Annotated in this window: 23 protein-coding genes; 6 read left to right on the top strand and 17 right to left on the bottom strand. The window is 49.6% G+C overall.

Translation table 11 applies throughout. From position 1 onward, the window contains the following. Window positions 1-25: 25 nt before the first annotated feature. Entirely contained in the window at window positions 26-1,816 is a 1,791-nt protein-coding gene (locus tag EDM56_RS21390) for an SgrR family transcriptional regulator (RefSeq protein WP_122919945.1), read from the bottom strand. A gap of 100 nt (window positions 1,817-1,916) precedes the next feature. Between EDM56_RS21390 and EDM56_RS21385 the strand changes: the two genes are divergently transcribed. Next, window positions 1,917-3,206, top strand: a complete 1,290-nt coding sequence (locus tag EDM56_RS21385) for an MDR family MFS transporter (RefSeq protein WP_122919944.1) — start codon at window positions 1,917-1,919, stop codon at window positions 3,204-3,206. A 31-nt stretch (window positions 3,207-3,237) separates the two neighbouring features. Next, window positions 3,238-3,747 carry a GNAT family N-acetyltransferase gene (locus EDM56_RS21380; RefSeq protein ID WP_122919943.1) on the top strand — a complete coding sequence of 170 codons (510 nt, stop codon included), beginning with the start codon at window positions 3,238-3,240 and terminating at the stop codon, window positions 3,745-3,747. Between the two features lie 69 nt (window positions 3,748-3,816). On the opposite strand, the gene EDM56_RS21375 is transcribed toward EDM56_RS21380, so the two are convergent. From EDM56_RS21375 to EDM56_RS21365, 3 genes are all read right to left on the bottom strand, one after another. Further along, complete coding sequence (locus EDM56_RS21375; RefSeq protein WP_122919942.1) at window positions 3,817-4,143, bottom strand: hypothetical protein; 327 nt, start codon at window positions 4,141-4,143, stop codon at window positions 3,817-3,819. 173 nt (window positions 4,144-4,316) lie between these two features. After that, window positions 4,317-5,258, bottom strand: coding sequence for a S8 family peptidase (locus tag EDM56_RS21370; RefSeq protein WP_122919941.1), 942 nt, complete (start codon window positions 5,256-5,258; stop codon window positions 4,317-4,319). Window positions 5,259-5,415: 157 nt separating this feature from the next. Further along, complete coding sequence (locus EDM56_RS21365; protein ID WP_122919940.1) at window positions 5,416-6,216, bottom strand: phosphotransferase family protein; 801 nt, start codon at window positions 6,214-6,216, stop codon at window positions 5,416-5,418. A 187-nt stretch (window positions 6,217-6,403) separates the two neighbouring features. Here EDM56_RS21365 and EDM56_RS21360 point away from each other — a divergent pair, with 187 nt between their 5' ends. Together EDM56_RS21360 and EDM56_RS31575 are read left to right on the top strand one after the other, a co-directional pair. After that, window positions 6,404-7,342 carry a DUF2971 domain-containing protein gene (locus EDM56_RS21360; RefSeq protein WP_183192544.1) on the top strand — a complete coding sequence of 313 codons (939 nt, stop codon included), beginning with the start codon at window positions 6,404-6,406 and terminating at the stop codon, window positions 7,340-7,342. Between the two features lie 80 nt (window positions 7,343-7,422). After that, on the top strand, window positions 7,423-7,581 hold the full coding sequence (locus tag EDM56_RS31575) for a hypothetical protein (protein ID WP_183192543.1): 159 nt from the start codon (window positions 7,423-7,425) through the stop codon (window positions 7,579-7,581). 160 nt (window positions 7,582-7,741) lie between these two features. Here the strand turns inward: EDM56_RS31575 and EDM56_RS21355 are convergent, their stop codons facing one another. From EDM56_RS21355 to EDM56_RS21300, 11 genes are all read right to left on the bottom strand, one after another. After that, the gene (locus EDM56_RS21355; protein ID WP_183192542.1) at window positions 7,742-8,173 is read right to left on the bottom strand and encodes a MarR family winged helix-turn-helix transcriptional regulator; all 432 of its coding nucleotides are present in this window, start codon (window positions 8,171-8,173) and stop codon (window positions 7,742-7,744) included. Window positions 8,174-8,314: 141 nt separating this feature from the next. Next, window positions 8,315-9,037, bottom strand: coding sequence for an amino acid ABC transporter ATP-binding protein (locus EDM56_RS21350; protein WP_122919937.1), 723 nt, complete (start codon window positions 9,035-9,037; stop codon window positions 8,315-8,317). After that, window positions 9,034-9,702 carry an amino acid ABC transporter permease gene (locus EDM56_RS21345; protein ID WP_122919936.1) on the bottom strand — a complete coding sequence of 223 codons (669 nt, stop codon included), beginning with the start codon at window positions 9,700-9,702 and terminating at the stop codon, window positions 9,034-9,036. The genes EDM56_RS21350 and EDM56_RS21345 overlap by 4 nt, the downstream gene beginning before the upstream one ends. A 15-nt stretch (window positions 9,703-9,717) precedes the next feature. Next, the gene (locus tag EDM56_RS21340; RefSeq protein WP_122919935.1) at window positions 9,718-10,560 is read right to left on the bottom strand and encodes an ABC transporter substrate-binding protein; all 843 of its coding nucleotides are present in this window, start codon (window positions 10,558-10,560) and stop codon (window positions 9,718-9,720) included. 59 nt (window positions 10,561-10,619) lie between these two features. Next, entirely contained in the window at window positions 10,620-11,675 is a 1,056-nt protein-coding gene (locus EDM56_RS21335; protein WP_122919934.1) for a threonine aldolase family protein, read from the bottom strand. A gap of 348 nt (window positions 11,676-12,023) precedes the next feature. After that, window positions 12,024-12,992 carry an L-threonine 3-dehydrogenase gene (locus tag EDM56_RS21325; protein ID WP_122919932.1) on the bottom strand — a complete coding sequence of 323 codons (969 nt, stop codon included), beginning with the start codon at window positions 12,990-12,992 and terminating at the stop codon, window positions 12,024-12,026. After that, window positions 12,989-14,188: a glycine C-acetyltransferase gene (locus tag EDM56_RS21320; RefSeq protein ID WP_122919931.1), complete on the bottom strand. Its 1,200-nt coding sequence runs from the start codon at window positions 14,186-14,188 to the stop codon at window positions 12,989-12,991. The genes EDM56_RS21325 and EDM56_RS21320 overlap by 4 nt, the downstream gene beginning before the upstream one ends. Before the next feature lie 346 nt (window positions 14,189-14,534). Next, window positions 14,535-14,882 carry an MGMT family protein gene (locus EDM56_RS21315; protein ID WP_246009477.1) on the bottom strand — a complete coding sequence of 116 codons (348 nt, stop codon included), beginning with the start codon at window positions 14,880-14,882 and terminating at the stop codon, window positions 14,535-14,537. Between the two features lie 22 nt (window positions 14,883-14,904). After that, a complete protein-coding gene (locus EDM56_RS21310; RefSeq protein WP_122919929.1) occupies window positions 14,905-15,558 on the bottom strand; it encodes an HAD family hydrolase in 654 nt (217 codons plus the stop codon). Window positions 15,559-15,679: 121 nt separating this feature from the next. Next, a complete protein-coding gene (copZ, locus tag EDM56_RS21305) occupies window positions 15,680-15,886 on the bottom strand; it encodes a copper chaperone CopZ (RefSeq protein ID WP_122919928.1) in 207 nt (68 codons plus the stop codon). Window positions 15,887-15,905: 19 nt separating this feature from the next. Next, on the bottom strand, window positions 15,906-18,323 hold the full coding sequence (locus EDM56_RS21300; RefSeq protein ID WP_122919927.1) for a heavy metal translocating P-type ATPase: 2,418 nt from the start codon (window positions 18,321-18,323) through the stop codon (window positions 15,906-15,908). A gap of 237 nt (window positions 18,324-18,560) precedes the next feature. Here EDM56_RS21300 and EDM56_RS21295 point away from each other — a divergent pair, with 237 nt between their 5' ends. After that, a complete protein-coding gene (locus EDM56_RS21295; RefSeq protein ID WP_183192541.1) occupies window positions 18,561-19,085 on the top strand; it encodes a GNAT family N-acetyltransferase in 525 nt (174 codons plus the stop codon). Window positions 19,086-19,182: 97 nt separating this feature from the next. Here EDM56_RS21295 and EDM56_RS21290 read toward each other — a convergent pair whose 3' ends face one another. Beyond that, window positions 19,183-20,808: an S-layer homology domain-containing protein gene (locus EDM56_RS21290; RefSeq protein ID WP_122919925.1), complete on the bottom strand. Its 1,626-nt coding sequence runs from the start codon at window positions 20,806-20,808 to the stop codon at window positions 19,183-19,185. A gap of 170 nt (window positions 20,809-20,978) precedes the next feature. On the opposite strand from EDM56_RS21290, the gene EDM56_RS21285 reads away from it, so the two are divergent. Next, complete coding sequence (locus EDM56_RS21285; RefSeq protein WP_122919924.1) at window positions 20,979-21,575, top strand: DJ-1/PfpI family protein; 597 nt, start codon at window positions 20,979-20,981, stop codon at window positions 21,573-21,575. A 119-nt stretch (window positions 21,576-21,694) separates the two neighbouring features. Here EDM56_RS21285 and EDM56_RS21280 read toward each other — a convergent pair whose 3' ends face one another. Next, a complete protein-coding gene (locus tag EDM56_RS21280) occupies window positions 21,695-22,369 on the bottom strand; it encodes a DUF2848 family protein (protein ID WP_122919923.1) in 675 nt (224 codons plus the stop codon). Window positions 22,370-22,374: the final 5 nt, after the last annotated feature.

The following is a 22,374-nucleotide window of genomic DNA, read 5'->3' as shown; positions in this document are numbered from 1 at the left end:
TTTTCATACACTCGAAGCTCTGCCCCTAATGTTCCATTCGTTCTGCAGGCTTGATCCACAGCTTGGAGAAATCAATCCAGCCAAATGAATCAAGCTTGACTCCATTAAGGGATCGGTGATAGCTTGGCGTTCGTTTCATATGCACCCCGTATAATACCCACAGCTCTTCTCTTACCAACTGTTCGATCCGATCGAACACGTCGTTCCGCTCTTTCTCTGCCTGCAAATGGACGAAATCGTGCAGATGGGTGTCGATCAGCTCACGCTGGCTTTCGTTCAAAAACCGGAAAAATGCAGTTCCCTCATCTTTGAACAGGCGGAGCATCCCCCATTCGACATCACTTTCCAGCACTTCTCCAGACAGCATCATATCCGCATCCTCCACCGTGCCCGCATCCAAAAACGTAGTGATACAGAGCGGATGCAGGCTGAGCGAAAGACCGATGGCTGCACAGCGTTCTTGCAGCCATGTGGCGTCGCTGTTTTCATCTCGTTTATCGTAATAATACAAGCGCAGCGTCTCTCCGTTATAGCCGCTTTCAGCCAATAATGCGCGTGCCTGTTCCAATGATTGCTCCACGAAAAGCGCCTGGCTGCTTTTCTCTGGCAAAAAGCTGTCCGCTGGCAAATGGCGGGTTCCCTTCAAGTCGCGAATGAGGGCGAGACGGTCGTATACAATGCGCATTGCTTGGCGAAATTTAAGCTGGTGCAGAACCCCCGATTTTTTGAAATTGAAAATGAGATAGCGGCAGCCTTGCTCCCGATATTCAAAGTATGCGTCTTGATCCGTTTGTTCAGCATGAGCATCATCCGCGAATGGGAGCATGTATTGCCGCTCATCCCTCGCGCGCTCCGGCATATACCAGGACTCGACCCGATCAAGCAGCGCACGGTGTCCAAAATAGTCGTCAAACGCTTCAACCACCAGCACCTGCTCTGAATTTTCCGTCATCCGGAACGGACCGGTGCCGATGATGGCCCGCTCGTCGAATACTACGTCATGCGGCAGGATCGACATCGTAACACTGGACATGTAATGGAGGAAAAAACGGTTCGGCTGACGCAAATGAAACGTGATGATCGTATCCGACTCCACCTCGATCCGCTCGATGTCCTCGTATTGCCAGCGGGATATCGATTGAACCGTGCGAATGCGCTCTAGCGAATACTGCACATCTTTTGCGGTCAAGACGCGGCCATGATGGAAACGGACCGCTTTGCGCAAATAAAAGGTCCATTGGCTCCCTTCCGTGTTGCTTTCCCACGCATGTGCAATGGAAGGTAAAAAGCGTTTCTTGGTAGGATCAAACACGAGCAGGGTATCAAAAATTTGCTCAAGGAAGTAGGCTTCCGTTGCCGAAAAGACGAATGCGGGGTCGAGGGTTGCTAGTTTGCGCCCGCGCGTGACGCGCAGTACATCAAGCCTGCTTGACGGCGTTTCCTCCACTTGAAAGCCGAATTGGTTGTCCAGCAAAACACGCAAACGCTCCCGTGTGGCTTGCGGCATCGCTTTGTGCGCCATCAGCTCAATCGCCTCTTTCATCCGCCCTTTTGCCAATAGCTCGCGAAAATACTCGTCGATCACCTCATCGAGCTCACGCAATATCGTCATTTGCGACGGATTACCCCGGCCAACGCCAGCTGTCCATGCGACCAGCCCCTCCTCGACCAACTTGCGCATGATCAGCTTGACGTTGCGCGTCGTGCAAAACAGCATATCGGCAAGCGTTTCTACGGTAATCGTAACGGTGCTACCTTTATGCGGTGGGCTGGGCATGGAAAGCAGGATGGTAAGGTAGTGCTCCTTGCATTTCATCTTGTTCTCTCCTAAAAGGTGAAGTCTATCTCTAAATCTTACCCTTTTTCTTCTCCTTTTCCTAGCTACAATGGAACATAACGTTAGGAGGAGGTAATTGATGGATTTTTTTCAGCTTCACCCCAATATACGCATTCGGATCGTCACTTCATTTTTGACCAGAGCTGTGGGAACGATGATCTTTCCATTCATGGCCATCTATTTCGCCGAAAAACTGGGCAAGGGGCTCGCCGGTATTTTACTGCTCGTAACGATCATCGCACAGATTCTTACCAGCTTTTATGGCGGATATTTGGCGGATCGCTACGGCCGAAAAATCGTGATGGTGTACGCGCAAGTCGCACTCGTCATGTCTTTTGCTGTGATGTGCTTGGCCAATTCGCCGCTGCTTGATTCCGCGTGGCTGACGTTTGCGATGATGCTCTTGCAAAGCATATGTAACGGCATGATCAATCCAGCCGCTGATGCCATGCTCATCGATGTGAGCACAAAGGAAAACCGCACGTTTATGTACAGCATCAGCTACTGGTCGACGAACCTTTCCATCGCCATCGGTGCCTTGTTTGGGGGCTTGTTTTTCGCCTCTCATCGGTTTACGCTTTTTCTGTTGCTGACTATGATCAGCCTTATCACACTCATGCTGCTTGTCTTTTTTGTGCAAGAGACTTATCACAGGCAGCCTGATTTGACACCCACAACGAACCAGCCCGGGATTTTGCGCGGTGTCTGGCAAAACTATGTTTCCGTCATGGGAGACCGCCGATTCCTGCTATACAGCTTAGGCGGCCTGCTGTTCATCGCGTTGGAATTCCAGACGCCGAACTATGTCGCTGTGCGGCTGCAACAGGAATTCATCCCCCAGCATCTGTCTCTGTTTGATTGGGGATCGATCGAAATGACCGGCATCAAGGTGCTCAGCATGATGCAGATGGAAAATACCATTTTGGTCGTCTGTTTATCCCTATTGGTCACCCATGTCATCAAAAAATACAAGGATACAGTTGTATTGTACAGCGGGGTTATCATGTATACGATTGGCTATACCATCATCAGCTACAGTAACACGCTATGGCTGATCGCCGCCGCGATGCTCGTCGCGACTATCGGCGAATTGATGCATGTGCCTGTCCGACAATCGTACTTGGCCGAAATCGTCAAGGATGAGGCGCGAAGCTCCTATATGGCGGTAAACGGACTGGTCAATCAGGGCGCCAAAGCCTTGGGTGCATTAGGCATTAGCGCGGGCGCTTTCCTTTCGAGCGAAATGATGACCGTTCTCCTGCTTTTGATGGGGATCGTAGGATTGCTATTGACCCGCTCCGTTATCGTGAGCCTGAAAAGGGAGAAAAACGAAAAATTGCGAGAGATGGCAACGACACTGCAGACATGACTTCACAACAATTGAAAGAGAGGTTGCAGGCATGGCTTTTCAGATAAAAGCGATGAATGAGATGAATGCACGGATAATCGCTGGGTGGAAATACCCTCCGCCCTACGACTTTTATAATCTAGACGACAATCCTGAAGCGATCGCTGAACTGTTGGAAACCGACTATTATACGATCTTTTCAGAGGAGGAAAATCTACTGGGCTACTACTGCCTTGGAGCAGCGGCGCAAGTGCCGGCAGGCCATCAATACGATGCCTACACAACTGAAGATCCGACGATCGACATCGGAATCGGGTTGCGCCCGGATTTGACGGGCAAAGGGTTCGGCTATGAATTTTTCTCCATCGTGCTGGATGCGGTAAAAAAAGCGCATCCTCATGCGGCTGTCCGGCTCACGGTTGCTATATGTAACAAGCGCGCGATCCGCCTGTACGAAAACTGCGGATTTGTCAAAGCGGTCGAATTTGCAAGCCCGCGAGCACAATTTATGACGATGATGCTTGCTGCTCCTGTCCATTACGCCCATTCATCATGTACGTAATGGAAAAACAAGTTCCCGCAACCACGAAGGACGCGTTTGCCGCCGTTCGTTTTGTGCGGGAACCTTAGCTTATTGATCGATGTTTTTGCTGCCCGGAAGCCCTTTCGCTCCCAATGTTGGGAGTACGGTTTGAAGGTTCTGGATGACCGATAAGACTTGCTGCGCTCTGTTCACATGATTCAAAATGTCCATCATATTCAGATTGGGCATAGAAAATGAAAGCAATCCTTTCCTTGCTCTGCGTGGCGCAGTCTCACGCTGAAATTCCTTCTGGTATTGTTTCACCAATTCTGGTTGCCGTGAAATCTGTTTGGTTCGCATATTTTTGGTGGTGCGGAGCCACTTGACGAATTCTGGCGATAGCTGTTCCTGATTTGCTACAGTCTGTTTTGGCACAAACATCCCTCCTTTCGCAACGTGCGCTTGGACTCGCGATGTGGGCAGCCGACGCCTGTAAAGCGGCGAGAATGCACGCATCTGCACATATCCCACTGTATGTACGCGAGCCGTGTAAAGGGTTAGGCTGTTTGCTTAATCGCTTGCCCATTTCATACTGAACGGCCATGCCGCTACTTAGCTGCTTTCTGTGAAGAGGCGGTACGGTTTCGGCTCGCGAGCCGGAGTGCAACCATCCCTGTCACATGGGGTGCTGCCATGGAGGTGCCGCTTAGCTTTTTGAACCGATTGCCCGGCCAGGTGGACAAAATATCAACGCCTGGCGCAGTTTGGTTCAAACCTGCCCCACGCGAGCTGAAGTCGGCGAGCTTCCCGTTTTCATTGAGCGCCCCGACAGCGATTACTTGTGAATAGCGAGCCGGATACTCGACTGCTTTCCCATTGTTGCCCGCTGATGCCACCATGATGATATTGTGGGAAGCGGCTTTTTGAATCATGCGATTTAAGGCTTCGCTCTGCTGTGGCATGCCAAAGCTCATGTTAATCACCTGCATCTTGTTTTTGATGGACCAGTCGATCCCGCGCAAGATGTTCGTTAGGCTGGCCTTCCCATCAGACCCAAATGCCTTCACATCGTACAGCTCCGCCTCCGGGCTCACACCGACGATACCTCTGTGATTGAGCGAGGCAGCGATGATACCGGCAACATGTGTACCATGTCCATTGATCCCGCCTCCCGCAATGCGCACCCCGCCTTTCACCCGATCCCGCAGCTCAAAATGCTTTCTGGCGATTCCCGTATCGATCACGGCGATGCGCACGCCTGACCCTTTTCCATTCCTCCACAGCCGATCTCCCCCCAAGTAGCGAACCCCCCATGGGATGTCGTCTGTTTCGGCAGCATGTACGCTCACCGTCACGTTTTCTTCCACCGCCGGCGAATAATTCATGAAATAACTCCGGTGCTTTTCAAACAGGCTGACCGGCAAACAAACCGTCGAAATGTCATCGTACGTATGCCAGTAGCGATGCTCACTCGGGGTACTGATTTTGGCCTTCAAAGCTTTCAGGACACTGGGGAAAGAGAGGTTTTTGTGAAACGTAAGGATTTTCATGCTGGTTCCTCCCATTTTTTCTTGGAGCTTCGGATGAAAGGCTGGGGTATAGTATGCGAAGACAGGACATCATGGCTTGGGTGGCTACCTATCAAAATGAAATTAGGCCATTAAATAGAAAAAAGGCTGGGATGCCCAGCCTTTCGCCCTATTCCTTTTATGCTTGCAGACGATTCCGAATCTCCAAAACAAGCCGCTCCTTCTCATCACTAGGCACTCCCTCGCAAAGTCGAGCTGCCATGATCGGCAAAAACCACGCTTCCATCTCGCTCTCACGCTCTTCCTCTTCAGCAAAGTATGCTCGTTGATAATCCGCCACAAAACGCTCTCGAATCGCTATAACCCCCTCTTTTACCGGCTCTGGGAGGTTCGGCGGCAGCGAGGCATATTTGAGGATCACAATCGTGCGCGCCACATCCGCCAGCGCATTGCCGGACACCGCTGTCATCCAATCGAGAATGACCGGCCCTCCCGCTGTATACAAAATGTTATCGGGATGAAAATCCATATGACACAGCTGGTCTTGCACCGGCAGCTGATCAATATACGTTGCTACTGCCTGTTTTTCATCGGCTGTCAGTGGTTCGGCAACATGCAGGTTACGCTTCAAAATCGACTGAAGGCCCGGCAGTTTCTCTGCTTTTGCTTGATGGACCCGGCGGTGCAGCGCAGCGAACTCGTTTGCCAGCTGCGTTACGGCTTCCGGCTGATGGATCAACCGCTCTATCAAACTCGTTCCGTCAACCCGTTCATACACGATACCCAGGCGGCCTTCCGACTCAACCTTGCCAAATGTGCGCGGGACTGGCAGGTTGGCTCCCATTACCGCCTCATGCGCGAGATACTCCTGATCGACCAGAAACGAGGGCACCTCCTGCTTAAATAACTTGAGAACGTTGCCAGCCTCCCATATGTATACATCCGCGGTTTTTCCACTTCCGATGTGTTGTCCTACCATTCGTCACGAAACCCCTTCCTAAGACTTTTCTACCGGGGCTTTTTACCCCCGCGTTTCAATTATGATTGTACCGCGCCATTTGGCAGATGAAAATCCTCACTTTGCTTTTTTTGGTATTTTGGCAGGATCGGCTGGCAACAATAATCTGCATGATAGAACTGACATTTCCGGCAAGAGGGGCAAACAGATGCAAAGCGAGCTAAATCAAGAACTTCTGCAAAACGTCTGGGAAGAAATCATCCACAAAACCAAGCAATCCAAAAACAACAGACTCTATCATTATACGAATGTGAACGGACTGCTCGGAATCATCAAAGACCGGGGCTTCTGGGTCTCCAAAGCGGATTTTTTGAACGACAGTGAAGAAATCATTTACATCAACCGGATTCTCGATGGCGTTTTTGACAAATTCCAAACAATGGTGAAAACTCAATTCACCGAGGATGAGACGAGCCGCCAATTATGGGCGATGTATCTGAAAGTCATGGGTGAGGTGCGGGATCGAATCGAATACTCCGGTGAAGAGCTGGAAATCTTCGTTTTATCGATGTCCGAAAACCCGGATTCGCTGACGCTTTGGTATAACTATGCCAGCGGGGACGGATACTGTGTCGGTCTTGACACCCTTGAATTCATATCTGCTTTTTCGGTGGACAATGGCATTCTCCATGACGACTTGTATTGTGTCATCGGCGAGGTCGTTTACGAGCGGTCCGAACAGGAGGAACAACTGCTCACGTCCTTTTTGAAGCTGTTCTCGTTCGTGAAAGAGCATCTGTATCAAATCGCCGATCTGGAAAAAACGTTGTTTCTCGGCATCGTCGCTACTATCATCGGGCACTCGATTTTTTTCAAAGACGCGAATTTCGCCAACGAGGAAGAGTTTCGTTTGGCCTTTATCAGCAAAGACCTCGCCAATCAAGTCAAATTCCGCGGTCGACGGGGCGTCATCATGCCTTACATTGATTTTCAGTTAAAGGACAAGCTCCCGTTGCGCCACATCGTGATCGGGCCGCGCAACAACAGCGACATCGCCAAAAAAGGCGTCACCTACTTTTTGAAAAAGAGCGGGTACAACCTGGAGCAGATTCAGGTGGACTACTCGTCAGTTCCACTACGGTATTGAGTAAATGGTGTTTTCGTGATAATCTTAGTGATTTTTTGCAAATACTAAGTCTGTGAAATACATACATGAGGAGGTCTTGTATGCAACAGGATCAACAAACGAATGGGAATGAAAGTTCAATTTTGAAACCATCATTTGCCGGAACTGATGCAAAAAAAGTGAAGCAAGAAATTCAAAATGATCTTAACGCAGGGCAAGGTGCGATGACTTCTCGAGAGGCAGGAGCTATGCGAGATTAAAAAACCTTGCTAGGTGGTTTCAGAACGTCGAGAAAGTCCCCTTTCGAAAAAGGGGACTTTTCTTTCAATCACATGTTGTATCCTATTCATTGTCGTCGGACTGCAATTCTGCAACGTGTAACAAAGACGCCGGTCTCCTTCCATGCTCTGCACCTTTCCGCTATTCCTCACCCACGCTTTTCATAAACTTCCGAAGAATCTCAAACCCATTTGCGACTTGCTCCCTCTCATCAACAGACATCTTGTTTAGGCAATGGGCCAATTTTTCTGTATCAAGTCCTGTGTGTTCCGCCAGCGAATGATGTCCGGATTCCGTCAGGCTGATCTGGACCGTACGTTCATCTTCTCTACTCCGCTGCCTCGACACCAAGCCCTTTTCGTCAAGACGCCTGAGTACTTCCGATGCGGTATTGTGTGCGCATGAAAGGTGTTGCGCCACATCGCTGACCGTCACCACCCCATTCATCCCGATAAATTGCAGCGCACGGACAGCTTGGTGCGTGAGTGGAACGGTAAACGGAGGGTGGCAGTGGTAATAGATCTCGGAAAAACCATGTGAAATCAATGCTGCCATATCCCCTGGCACTGTCATGAACCAAACCTCCATTACTTCTTACATAACGATTCTTTCATCTATGCGATATCGTAACAAATAAGTGATGCCGCATCAAGGCTGCAAGCCGTCGGCAAATGAGCATAAGCCAGTCTATTGGCTGGCTTTTGCTCATCCGTCTTATCGTACTTTTTCCAGAAACGCCTTTGTCCGGTCGTGAATCGGCGCGCGAAAAATCTGTTCAGCTATTCCTTCTTCTACGATTCTTCCCCCGTCCATGAATACCACACGATCAGCTACATCCCGGGCAAACCCCATCTCATGTGTGACCACGACCATCGTCATTCCTTCGTTGGCGAGCGTGCGCATCACCTGCAACACCTCCTGAACCATTTCAGGGTCAAGTGCCGAAGTCGGCTCATCAAACAGCATGATTTTGGGCTTCATCGCCAATGCCCGTGCGATCGCGACACGCTGCATTTGCCCTCCTGACAGGGACCCTGGATAGACATCCCTCTTATCGGACAGACCTACTTTTTCCAGCAGATTCTCCGCGTTCTTCATCGCTGAAAGCTTGTTCTCCCGGCGGATTTGGACAGGCCCTAGCGTGATGTTTTCCAACACGGTGAGATTCGGGAACAGATTGAAGGATTGGAAGACCATGCCCACTTCAGCTCTTACATGATTGATATTCGTCTTCGGGTTGGTAATATCCGTCCCCTCGATGAACACGCTTCCTCGTGAGGGCTCTTCCAAACGGTTCAAGCAACGAAGCATCGTGCTTTTGCCAGAACCGCTCGGACCGATGACTACGACTACCTCGCCTTTTCTCACCTCAAAGTCGATGCCCTTCAAGACGTCAACATCCTTGTAGCACTTGTACATACCGGCGACCTTGATCATCGCGCCCCCACCTTTCTCTCAAGATTGCTTGCTAGTCGGACAAGCGGAATGAGCAGGAGCATATAAAAGAGGGTGGCCCCGATCAAAGGCGTGGGATTGGCTTTCCATGCCTGAACGAGCTGGGCTTGCTGCAGTAGTTCCGGTAAAGCAATGACGGACGCCAGCGAGGTATCTTTCAAGATCCCCACGGAATGATTGGTCAGCGGTGGGATCACGATCCGAAACGCTTGCGGAAGAATGATGAAACGCATCGCCTGCAGATAGGTAAGACCGATTGCACGTGCAGCCTCCATCTGTCCTTTCGGAATGGCGAGAATCCCGCCGCGAAAAATTTCCGCGATATAGGCGGAGCTTACCAGTGAAAATGTCAAGATCCCTGCCGGATACGGCGACAGGCTTAAGCCGACATAAGGCAATGCATAATATACAAAAATAATCAGTACAAGCATCGGAATCGCTCGGAAAATATCAATGTACACAATAATCAGTCTATTAATAAGTGTGTTCCCCAGCTCTCTGAAAACGGCCAAAACCAGACCGATTGTTCCCCCGAATAGAATGCTGAAGAATGACAGCTTTACCGTAACCCATAACCCCTTTACCAGAAAGGGAAGTGCATCCTTGAAAATGTCCCAGTTGAAAAAAACATTGATCAGTTCAGCCATATCCGGACCTTCTCTCTAGTTGGTGGGTACAGGTAATATCGTAACCGTCGAACCGTCTTTTTCCGGATCTTTGCCAAACCACTTTTTGTAAATGGACGCCAGCGTCCCGTCTTTCTTCATCTCGTCGATCACCCGGTTCACTTCATCCCGCAGCGGGTTTCCTTTTTTGAACGCCAGACCGAACTTTTCGTTGGTGGCGATCCGCTGAACGACCGCCAGCTCTTTTTTGTCCTTCACATAGTATTCGGAAGCAGGAATATCATGCAGCTCTCCGTCAATCCGACCGGCCTGCAAATCCATCATGGACTCCTGTGTACTGTTGTATAGCTTGATATCCTTAAATCCGTACTTTTCCTTGTTGTCCTCCGCCCATTGGTGCCCAGTCGTTCCTCCGGCCACGCCAACGATCTTTCCTTTCAAATCATCGACCGACTTGATCCCGGAATCGGCTCTGACCGTAAGCCCCTGATCATTATCATAATAAGGCGAAGTGAAATCCAGCTCTTTCAGCCGCTCGGGCTTGATGGTGATCCCCGCAATAGCTACGTCGAACTTGCCCGCCCGCAATGCTGCAAACATCCCGTTCCAAGGCGTGTTGATCCATTCGACTTTGCTATTCAGACGTTTCCCAACCTCAGTCAATATATCAATCTCGACTCCAACCAATTGGTCCCCCTCCATAAATTCGAAGGGAGCAAAACCGACATTCGCGCCTACACGGATCGTGGTTTCTTGCGCTACGGGTGCAGCAGCGGAATCCCCGAGCTTGGATGTGCTCGTTTCGGTAGTGCTTCCGCATGCCGCCAGCGAGAACGAAAGTGTTGCAAGCAGGAAGAAACGATGGAAGTTCTTTGTCATAATAACATCCCCCTAATTGGTTCTATATTTGGTCAAAAGGTCTGAACGTGAAGCCAGCTTTATGCAATTCCGGCCGCCGCTCTCATCTCCTCGCAAACTTCTTTGGCAATACCTATCGCATGATCGATGTCCGTCTGTGTCACATCCAAATGAGTGACGGCCCGTAGGCGCCTGTACAAATGGGAGAACCGGAGCCCTTTTTCCAGGCATCGTTCATAAAACTTCGCTTCATCAAGGCCCGGTTGGCATTCAAAAAAGACAATGTTCGTTTCAACCGCATCCGGATTGATGACAAGTCCCGGAATATACGCTAATCCGTTTGCCAGCCTGCGGGCATTATGGTGATCCTGCTCAAGACGGTTGATATTGTGCTCAAGCGCAAACAAAGCCGATGAGGCAATCATTCCGGTCTGCCGCATCGCTCCGCCAAAGAGATGCTTGTACTTGCGGGCGCGAGCGATGAATTCAGCTGAGCCGGCAAGCATCGCTCCGGCCGGACAGCCCAGCCCTTTGGAAAAACACAAGGTCACGGTATCTGCATGCGCAGTGAAGACATGTGCCGGTATGCCACTGGCGACCACCGCATTGAGCAGACGCGCACCGTCCATATGTACCGCCAGGCCATGCTCTTTAGCAAGATCGGAAATGTCGGAAAGATCTTCCAACGTCCAGATCGTGCCTCCTGCCAGATTGTTCGTATTTTCCACCCAAATGAGCCGAGTATTTGGCATGTAGACCGATTTGGGGCGGATCGCTGCTTTTGCCTGCTCGCTAGTAAAGCACCCTCTCGTCCCGTTGATTCCATGCACCATCACTCCGCTGTGGAATGCGGGTCCCCCCACTTCGTAATGAAGGACATGACTGTTGAACTCGGCAATGATCTCATCACCAGGATTGGAGTGTGTTTTCAGGGCAATTTGATTGGCCATGGTGGCAGAAGGAAGGAACAGGGCAGCTGGTTTATTCAGCAGGGCGACCACACGCTTCTCCAGCTCATTGACTGTGGGGTCCTCTCCTTTCTGCTCATCGCCGACTTGCGCATTTGACATAAACATCCGCATTTGCGAGGAAGGCTGCGTGATCGTGTCGCTGTAGAGATCGATTTTGATTGTCATACGTCCACTCCTTTTTAAGCGCTTTCAAACCTTTGAAGCAACCTTAGTTTTTCGGTCGAATTTTCTGAATATGAATAACCGAAATTGCAACATTCACGCTCACTTCTTCATTCACCTCCTTCACAACATCGCCATTAACGATTATATCGTTATAAAAGACATAATAACAGGTGTCTCGTTTTTTAACAAGAGTGGAAGCTTTCGAAAAATATCGTTGAACAGCAAAAAAAAATAACGTCAAGCCTTCATTTTGCCGGCTCAGCGTTTTCGATTTGATCCACGAATAAAGCATGTGGCGGAGAGCGGGTTTCCCAAAATAAAAAAAGCAGGGAACGCTCCCTGCTTTTTTTATGCGGAATGGCTAGGCGTGAAAAGCTTTCCCGACAGCTTTTCCAGCATATCTTTTGTCATGCGGTCCAGATCGTATGCGGCACGGAAGCCCCATTCTGCTTGCGCAGCGGAAGGATCGATCGAATTGGGCCAACTTTCCGCAATCGCTTGGCGAACCGGATCGACTTGATACGTGAGTGTGAAGTCAGGCATATGCTTTTTAATCGCTGCCCCGAAATCTTCTGGCGCTGCGCTCATCGCGGTCACGTTGAAGGCATTGCGGTGGATCAGCTTCGACGGGTCCGCTTCCATCAAATCGACGATGGCTTGCAGCGCATCGGGCATATACATCATGTCCATGTAAGTGCCTTCCCCAATATAAGAGGTGTAAGCCCCTTTTTTCAGCGCTTCGTAGTAAATTTCAACGGCATAGTCGGTCGTTCCGCCTCCTGGTGGTGCCACATAGGAGATGAGTCCAGGAAAACGGATGCCCCGCGTATCCAATCCAAATTTATGATGATAGTAATCGCAAAGCAGCTCGCCACTCACTTTGTTGACGCCGTACATGGTTGTCGGGCGCTGGATCGTGTCTTGCGGCGTATTGTCTTTTGGTGTGTTTGGTCCGAAGGCGCCGATGGAGCTTGGCGTGAAAAATTGGCATTGCAGCTCGCGAGCCACCTCAAGCGCATTGACCAAGCCACCCATGTTCAGATTCCAAGCGAGCAAAGGCTTGGCTTCCGCTGTCGCTGATAGAAGCGCTGCCAAATGGATGACGGTATCCACTTTGTAGGATTGCGCGATCGCAAACATCGCTTTGGCATCCGTCACATCAAGCAGTTCAAAAGGGCCTGAGTTTACAACGTCATTGTCCGACTTTTTCTGAATATCGGTAGCAATGACTTGATCCGCGCCATATTCTGCTCTCAGCTTGGTGACAAGCTCTGAGCCGATTTGGCCCAGCGCTCCGGTTACGAGTATCGTCTTCATTGCAGAATCCCCATTTCTTTGCCGACTTTTTCGTAGATTGCCAGCGCTTGATCCAGTATGTCGGTCGTATGAGCTGCCGTCGGCATGTTGCGGACGCGGCCGGTTCCTCTCGCAACGGTTGGGAACACGATCGCTTTGGCGTAAACGCCTTCTTGGTACAGCTTTTTGCTGAATTCCTGTGTCAGCTGTTCGTCCCCGATGACGCATGGCGTAATTGGTGTCTCGCTGTCGCCGATGTTGAAGCCCAGCGATTTCAACCCACGCTTCAAGTAATTTCCGTTTTCCCACAACTTGTCGTGCAGCTCGGTGCTGGACATGAGAATTTCGATCGCTTTGGTTGCAGCAGCGACATCGCCCGGTGTCAGCGCGGTGGAGAACAGGAACGGTCTGGAGCGCACTTTCAGCCAGTCGATCAGCTCTTTTCGTCCGGCAACATAACCGCCGATGACCCCGATCGCTTTGGACAAGGTACCGATTTGGAAATCAATTTGGTCGGACAGGCCAAAATGTTTAACGGTGCCCGCACCTTTTCCCGTTACCCCGGAGCCATGTGCGTCATCCACATACGTGATGAGATCGAACTCGCGCGCTACTTCCACGATTTCTGGCAGCTTCGCGATGTCGCCGTCCATGGAAAACACGCCATCAGTGATCACCATGATTTTTTTATAAAGGCCCGATTCCTTTGCAGCTTTTGCTTTTGCGCGCAAGTCTTCAATGTCAGCATGCTTGAACGGGATGATTTTGGCTTTGGACAAACGGCAGCCATCGATGATGGAGGCGTGGTTCAGCTCGTCGGACAGGATGGCGTCATCCTTATCCATGACGGCTGAGATCGCAGCCATATTGCAGTTAAAACCAGACTGGTACGCGATTGCGGCTTCGGTGTGCTTGAAAGCAGCAAGCTTTTCTTCGAGCTTCACATGCAAATCAAGCGTTCCGTTGATCGTGCGCACTGCACCTGCGCCCACTCCATATGTCTGAATCGCGTTGATAGCAGCATCGACTAAGCGTGAATCTGTCGCCAGGCCGAGATAGTTGTTGGAAGACAGGTTAATCAGCTTTTTGCCGCCGATGGAAATGATTGGCCCGTTAGCGCTTTCCATTGGCTCGATTGTATTGTAAAGACCTTTTGCCTTCAAATCTGTCAAATTCTCATGCAGGAAATTGTTCAAAATGTTGCTGCCCACATTCATTCCCTCCCAATTGATTCGCTTGGCCGTAATTTCCACGCGAACTAAAGTCCATACCACGCGTACAATTTCATAGCGCTTAAATGTATGTAAAATCTCACTTTTTGATTATAAATGTAACACCTGCATTTGAAAATGTCCATATGGGGAGGACGGATTTTTTTGTGTTTCTTGCACATTTTTTTTGCCTTCCTCCCCCTTCTAACATCCCCTCCTTTCATCGATAAAAGTCATCGGCGAAAAAGAAAAAACCCCTTTTCCGGCTTGCTGCGATGGTGAAGAATGCAGCTCTCCTGAAAATGGGCAATGTGCATGTATGTACGTTTTATTGCTTTTTACCTAAAAATAACTACCATTCTGGCTCGTCTTCATGCCAGTGTGCGATCGTCTCATCTGGATGATATTGATAATGTGTAAGATTGATCATGCGATCCGCTGAAATTTCTACCCCTTCTTCCCGTAAATATTCCGATTGCAGCTCGGCAGACGCAGAATCACGCAGACCGATCTCCCCTTTGGAATTGATCACGCGATGCCATGGCAGGTTATGCTTTCTGCTCATGGCGTGCAAAATGCGGACGACTTGCCTCGCCGCCCTCGGGCTTCCTGCCACTCTGGCAATTTGCCCATAGGTCATGACTTGTCCAGCGGGTATTTGCTTGATGATTGCAATTACATTCGCAGTGAATGGTTTCACGTCCAGGCCCCCCCCGCTCCCGTTATGATACGAAATAGGGCAATGCAAGCAGATCGCGGCAATCTTGAACCCATGCAATCGGTGACACATAATGGCGCTCCATTTCGTCCGGCTTCCCCCGATACGCGATAAAGTCCACCCGTGCATCTTGCGCGGCTTTGCCATCGATCCAGGAATCTCCGATCATGATCCAATCATCCGGCCCAAGGTTAGGATAGTTGCCCAGGATGCTCAGAATTCCGGACGGCGACGGCTTTAAGGCGGTCATATGCTCACGGGCGTAAATGGCATCGAAAAGATCCACGATTCCTGTTTCACGAAGGGCCTCCTCAGCGGCAATTGACGCATTGTTCGTCAAAATAACGAGGCTGTGGTTGTTCTTCAGCTGTGTGAGCACCTCGACCACGTTGTTCTCAAGCTTTGCTCCGTGCATTCCTTCTTTTTCGATCTGACCAACTTCATCCCAAATTCGCTGTTCCATGCTTGGCGTCAAACGCCCTGATTGACGACCCAATTCAATCAGCTGTGATGCGGTTTTTCCTTGCCATTCAAGCGTTGGCTCACATAGCTGAAATTCAACCAAAAGTTCGTACACCGTCCGTTTCATCTTTGGAAAATCAATCGATGATTGTAGCAGCGTGTTGTCCATGTCAAAAATGATTCCTTGCCTCTTCATTTCTTTTTCCTCTCCCCGACAATCTGGCACCAAGCCATTCCGTTTCGCTCATTTTACCATCAAATGCAAAAAGAGACGAACGGTTGGCCGACTCGTCTCTTCATATGTGGTTTCTTTGCCGTTACACGACATCATACCCCTGATCTTCAATGGTCGTTTTCAAACTGGCTTCCTTCACGGCCGTCTCATCGTACGACACGGTCACTTTGTTGCCCGCCAAGTCTACCTTTACTGCACTTACGCCATTTACCTTACCCAAAGCACCTTCAATCGAATTCACACAATGATTGCAAGACATTCCTTTTACATTCAATGTTACTGTCGTCATTTCTTTTCCCTCGCTTATATTAGATTTTGACTCGTTTCAGACGCAGCGCATTCAACACAACGGAAACCGAGCTGAACGCCATGGCTGCTCCTGCCACCCATGGGGCGAGCAGGCCAATCGCTGCGATCGGAATCCCGACCGTATTGTAGAAAAGCGCCCAAAACAAGTTTTGTTTAATGTTCATCATCGTTTTGTGGCTCAAGGCGATCGCCTCAGCAATACTGGTTAGCTCGCCGCGCATCAAGGTCAGATCGGCTGCTTCGATTGCAATGTCAGTTCCTGTTCCGATCGCCATGCCGACATCTGCCGTGGCAAGCGCAGGCGCATCATTGATACCGTCGCCTACCATCGCTACTTTTTTACCCAGCTGCTTGAATGACTCTACTTCACGGGCTTTCCCTTCCGGCAAAACTTCAGCGCGAACCTGTGTGATGCCCACTTGGCGTGCGATTGCTTCCGCTGTCCGCAGATTATCGCCCGTGATCATTACCACCTCCAATCCCAGTTCATGAAGCTTGGCAATTGCCTCGCGGGAGCTTTCCTTAACTGTGTCTGCCACCGCAACGATCCCTGCCAGCTTGCCATCGATCGCCGCGAGCATCGCGGTTTTTCCTTCCGATTCCCATTGCTCTAACTGCGGCGCAACAGTGTCAAAGCGAATGCCTTCGCGGCCTAGCAGCTTACGTGTCCCGACCAGGAGCGCTCGCCCGTCAATCTGCGCTGAAATGCCGTAACCGGGTATTGCTTCGAACTCCTGTGTTTGCTGCAGTGTCAAGCCGCGTTCCACTGCTCCTTGCACGATGGCTTGTGCCAACGGATGCTCCGATTGTTTTTCTGCGGAAGCTACAAGTGTGAGGAATTCTTCCTCTGTGATACCGTTTTGGGACAATACATCGGTTAAAGCAGGTGCTCCTTTGGTGATTGTGCCAGTCTTATCAAGAATGATTGTATCGAGTTTGTGCGTTGCTTCGAGATGCTCGCCACCCTTGAACAAAATTCCGATTTCTGCACCTTTACCTGTGCCGACCATGATCGAGGTCGGAGTTGCGAGCCCGAGTGCGCATGGGCAAGCGATAACTAGCACGGCGATAGCATTTTCCAGAGCACCGGTGAAATTTCCAGGATCGACCATGAAGTACCAAATCAGGAAAACCAGAACCGCGATACCGACAACAATCGGTACGAACACGCCGGAAATGCGGTCTGCCATGCGCTGAATCGGTGCCTTGGACCCTTGTGCCTCTTCGACGACTTTAATGATTTGCGCAAGTGCGGTGTCCTTGCCGACCTTTGTCGCTTGATACGTGAGTGTTCCGTTTTTATTGATGGTGGCACCGATCAACGGGTCACCCGCTTTTTTGTCAACCGGCACACTCTCACCGGTTAGCATCGATTCGTCTACAGCGGAAGCGCCTGACAACACGATACCGTCTACGGGTATTTTTTCACCGGGTTTCACCATGATCACGTCACCTGTGACCACTTCTTCCATCGCAATGGTCAACTCTTGCCCTTCACGGATGACCGTCGCCGTTTTCGCTTGGAGGCCCATCAGCTTTTTGATTGCTTCAGACGTGCGTCCTTTTGCCAACGCCTCGAACAATTTGCCCAAGATGATCAGCGTGATCAAAATGGCGCTCGTTTCAAAGTAAAGCTTGTCGCCGCGCCCGCCGATCGTCGCAGCCAAACTGTAAAAATAAGCGGCGGATGTTCCGAGCGAAACCAGCACATCCATATTGGCGCTGCCATTTTTCAGTGCTTTATAGGCGCCTCTGTAAAAGGGCCAGCCGATGATGAGCTGTACCGGCGTCGCAAGCGCCAACTGAACCCATGGATTCATCAACAGATGCGGCATATACAAATGGGACCAGTTGAAATGAGCAGCCATCGTGTACAACAGCGGCAGTGACAGCATCGCAGAGATCGCGAAACGAATTTGGTGGCGGCGGATTTCCTTCCCACGATCATCTGCCTTTTCACTGGCAGTGACCGGCAGTGTCGCGCCGTATCCGAGATCCTTCACTTTCTGGATCATCTTGTCGGGGCCGGTTTCCTGCGGGTTAAATTCGACCGTCGCCCGCTCCATCGTCAGGTTCACATTAGCGTCGGTGACCCCTGGAAGCTTTTTCAGCCCTTTTTCGATGCGTGTCGCACATGCTGCACACGTCATACCGGTAATATCGAGATTCACTTTTTCCAGTGCGACCTTATACCCTAAGTCCGCTACCTTTGCTTGCAGATCGCTGATGCTGACCTTGGATGGGTCGAACGTCACCGTCGCTTTTTCCATCGCGTAATTGACGTTTGCCTGCTCGACGCCGTCCATCTTGCCTAGCCCTTTCTCAATCCTTATGGCGCATGCTGCACAAGTCATGCCTTCCACTTTGAGCGACAAATGGTTTGTTGCTTGGGATTTATCCATCACTTCACTGCTCATTATGTTCACCTCTTACGGTTTCGCTTTCGTTCTATGGCTTAATATTACTATACCCCCCTACCCTATGTAAAGAGGCGAAATGTATTTTTTTACTTATTTTTTCGTTCATGATGCCCATGTCTTGCCCTACCTATGAGGCATTCGGGTTTCCGTTGCTTTTTTGCGATGTCCGGAGAGGAATATTCGTTGTCCGTATCGTACGTATATAAGATTCTGAACAGAAAGAAGGATTGTCAGATGAATCAACCTCCGCTTTTCACTACCCGCGTGCTCGATGCTGCTGATGCAGAAACGTATGTCGCTTTGCGTCTAGAAGCATTGCGCACCAACCCGGAAGCGTTTTTGGTTACGTATGAGGAAAGCATCGCGGATGATAATCTGCTCGCTGTTTACCGCAATCGATTGATGCCCACTCCCCTCTCCTTTACGATGGGCGTATTCCGCGGTGAGGACCTCGTCAGCATGGCGACGTTCATCCGCTCTGATCGGGAAAAAATCCGCCACAAAGCTTCACTGGTCGCTGTCTATACTACACCTGACGAACGCGGCAAAGGCATGTCCAAAATGCTGCTGTCAGCAATGATTGAGAAAGCTCGCGAGTGGGAAGGCGTCGAGCAGATCACGCTGACTGTCGCCAGCGAAAATGCCCCTGCGGTCATGTTGTACCGTTCGCTCGGGTTTGAATGGTTCGGAACGGAAAAGAAAGCGATGATTCATCAAGGGGTTTATGCGGATGAAGACTATATGAAGCTGATGCTGTAGCGGTCTACCGTGATGAGTTCGGTTTGCAAAGCATGGCTAGTTACATGCAAAAAAGCGCCTTATCGTTCGATAAAGGCGCTTTTGTGTTGCTTCTCATTTATTTTTTCGTAATTCCAATCTCAACGTCCAAATCTTCCCCACTGTCTTTCGCTGTCAGCGTGATCACTTGATCTTTTACATTAAGATCATAAGCGGAGTCAATCTCTTCATTCTCCTGCAATGCATCTACGATTTTCTTGGCAATTTCCTTTGCTGTATCGTTGTCTTCGACTTTAACCGTAACAGTCTCGTTGATATGATCATCTTTCACCTTAACCGCATAGGTAGAATCAAAAGTCGCATTCGACTTGACTGTAATTTTCCACGACTCTGCAACGGATGAATTTTTCAGCGAGCCTTTGTCGACAGACGTATCCAAGCCGAGCTTGTCGAGCGCACTGCCCGTGAATTTGATGGAAGGAACCACGTCAGTCGGGCTATTGTCAGTTTCAAAAACAAATCGGTCCTTATCGCCTTCATAGGAAACGTTCACGCGGCTGTTATCGTCCAAAGCATCGCCAATCACAGCTTCCAATTCAGCGGCCACTTCATCACCATCGTCCTCACTACCATCAATGTCCTCAAGATCGATGGACTTGAAAGCCTTCCCATTCAAGGAAATCGAAAGGGTTTCATTAGAGAGATCAGGTGTGCTGTTGGAAATACGGGACCCGGTTTTCACTGCTTCTTGAAAAGAACCGCCTAATTTACCGTCCGAAATCTTTTCAACCTTGAACGCTACCTCTTCATCCGTTGTGTACGCATAGATGGTCTGAATCTTGTTGTTTTTCAAGACAAGCTCGATTTTCATCCCCACGTCCAGAGAATCGAAGCTCGACGATTTGCCATCCAGTTTTACAACTACATCATCAGCTACCTCATACGTTTTGGAACCGATGGTCAGCTCCTCATCCTCTTTATCGATCTTGGCAATCGTTCCTTTTACGTTGCTACCTAGGTCGATATTGCCAATTTTGCCAAGCAAGCGGTTAACGAACACTGCCATTTCGGCACGAGTTACTGGTTTATTCGGTTTAAACGTCTTGTCTCCATATCCTTCCACCAGCGATTGCAATAATGCGAATGACAAGTATGCCTTTTCATCTGATGAAAGCTTGGAAATGTCGCCGAAATAGAGATTGTCATCCGAATTTTCATCAAATTCGGAGCCAAGTGCGTTCACCAACAGTTTGATAACAAACATTCTTGTAGCCGGTTTATTTGGTTGGAAGTCCTTGTCATCCACGATATGATTGATCAACGCCAGCTTGACAGAATTTTGCGCCCAATCAGGAACATCTTTTCCTGTGTAGTCATCTCCGACCGTCAGCAGGTCTTTATTTTGCGTTAGTAAGTTGATCACCATCGTCAGCGCTTCAAGTTGGGTAACCGGCTTATTTGGGCGGAACGTGTGATCCGGATACCCATTGATAATCGACTTATCCATCATGATTTTTACTGTCGCTTCTGCCCAATGCTTCTTTAAGTCAGAAAAGTCCTCTACTTTGACTGGATAGGAGTTGCCCTTCCCATTTGCTTTATGATCATTTCCATTTCCGTTTCCTTGTCCATGTCCATGTCCATGTCCATTGTTATTCTCTTTCGCGCTAACTGCTGTTCCAAACGTTAACGTCAATGTCCCAGCCAGGACAGTAGGCAAAATTTTATGTTTCCAAGTCTTCATACCAGATGCCTCCTCAATTTTGATGCTGTCAATTCTGCTAGACGGGAACAGGAAACAAAAGGTTGCAAATATTTGGCCGCACCTGGCATAATTTTCATTAAATCGTGAAAATCCGTAATTTGCTGGCTCTTTCAAAACGACAACATCCTAAAAAGTTGGAGCTGATTCATGTGAAAAAGGTCTGCTTATTGTTACCGAATGGCTTTGAAGCAGTTGAGGCAAGTGTTTTTACAGATGTAATCGGATGGAATAAGGAGGAGGGCGATGGTTCGACCGATCTTGTTACAGTCGGCACGCGGAAAGAATTAACGTGTACGTTTAATTTTACTGTAGTACCTGAAATGCTGATTGAAGATGTCCAAGTCGATCATTTTGATGCGCTTGCTTTACCTGGAGGGTTTGATCAAGCAGGTTTTTACGAAGATGCGTATCGATCAGATGTGCTTGAACTCATTCGTGAGTTTGACAAACAGGGGAAAATCATTGCCTCTATCTGTGTTGGGGCATTGGTACTCGGAAAAAGTGGGGTTTTGCAAGGCCGAAATGCAACCACCTACAATTTAGAAAATGGAATGAGACAAAAACGACTTGCTGAGATGGGGGCGACTGTCATTCCAGATCAACCGATCGTCATTGACAGGAATATCATCACGTCTTATAATCCCGCGACTGCCTTTGATGTGGCTTTTTCCCTTCTCGAGTCGCTTACCTCCTTGGAAAATGCAAATCATGTAAGGAAGCTTATGGGATTTCTTCCGTCAGAGTAACAAGATTTGTAAAGCAACCCACCACATGTAGAGATCCACAGAATGGTGTTTTTCGTGGATACTCCCAAATGGGTGGGTTCTTTCTTCACATCCAGTTACCTGCTATAACGGAAATCTTGTCATACCTCCTCAGCATCTTTTAGCTGCTTGATGTGGTAGGTCAACTGAATTGTGCTGCCGGTACGCGGATCGCGGAGCGTTGCCAAAAACGTCTCTCCGAACTGAAACGTGCCGGAATGAAGCGGCAGCGTCCCGCAAAATACAGCCATTCCCTCGCTTACATAGTCGCGTTCTCGCAAAATTCGGAACAGCTCGTCCGGATCGAGAAAGCTGCCTAACGTCCCTCGTTGATAAAGATGTTGGACACCACTATCGATGATCCAGCTTTCCATCTCAATTTCATCCCAATACGCCCGGATGGCATCAAGCGGCCAAACCTGCTGTGAGATCGGCTTTAAGCAAACCTGCTTCGACTTTTGAATCGAGCTGGCTTCCAGCACCCGATCCGTATGATCGCTGCCAAGCCCCACATACCACTCCCCGTTGATATCCAAAAGCACCGCTTCAGCCTCACCGCTACTATGATTTTGCACGACGGTAATCGCATCCGTCACCTGCATGAGCTGCGGAGATAGATCGTAAATCATCGGCACACGCGGCGGAGCCGGGATACCCAGTTCTTTTAATTCGTCAATGTGCTGTTGAACCACTTTTTGGTCTTTTCCGGTATACCCCGCGATGATCAGACGGGTCGGTTCCCATTCCAGCATCGACCCGTTGCATTGAATTTTCATATGTC

The organism is Brevibacillus fluminis (assembly GCF_003710825.1).
Lineage (GTDB): Bacteria > Bacillota > Bacilli > Brevibacillales > Brevibacillaceae > Brevibacillus_D > Brevibacillus_D fluminis.
Note: the sequence above shows the minus strand (reverse complement) of the source record. Positions and strands in the feature narration are given on the sequence as shown.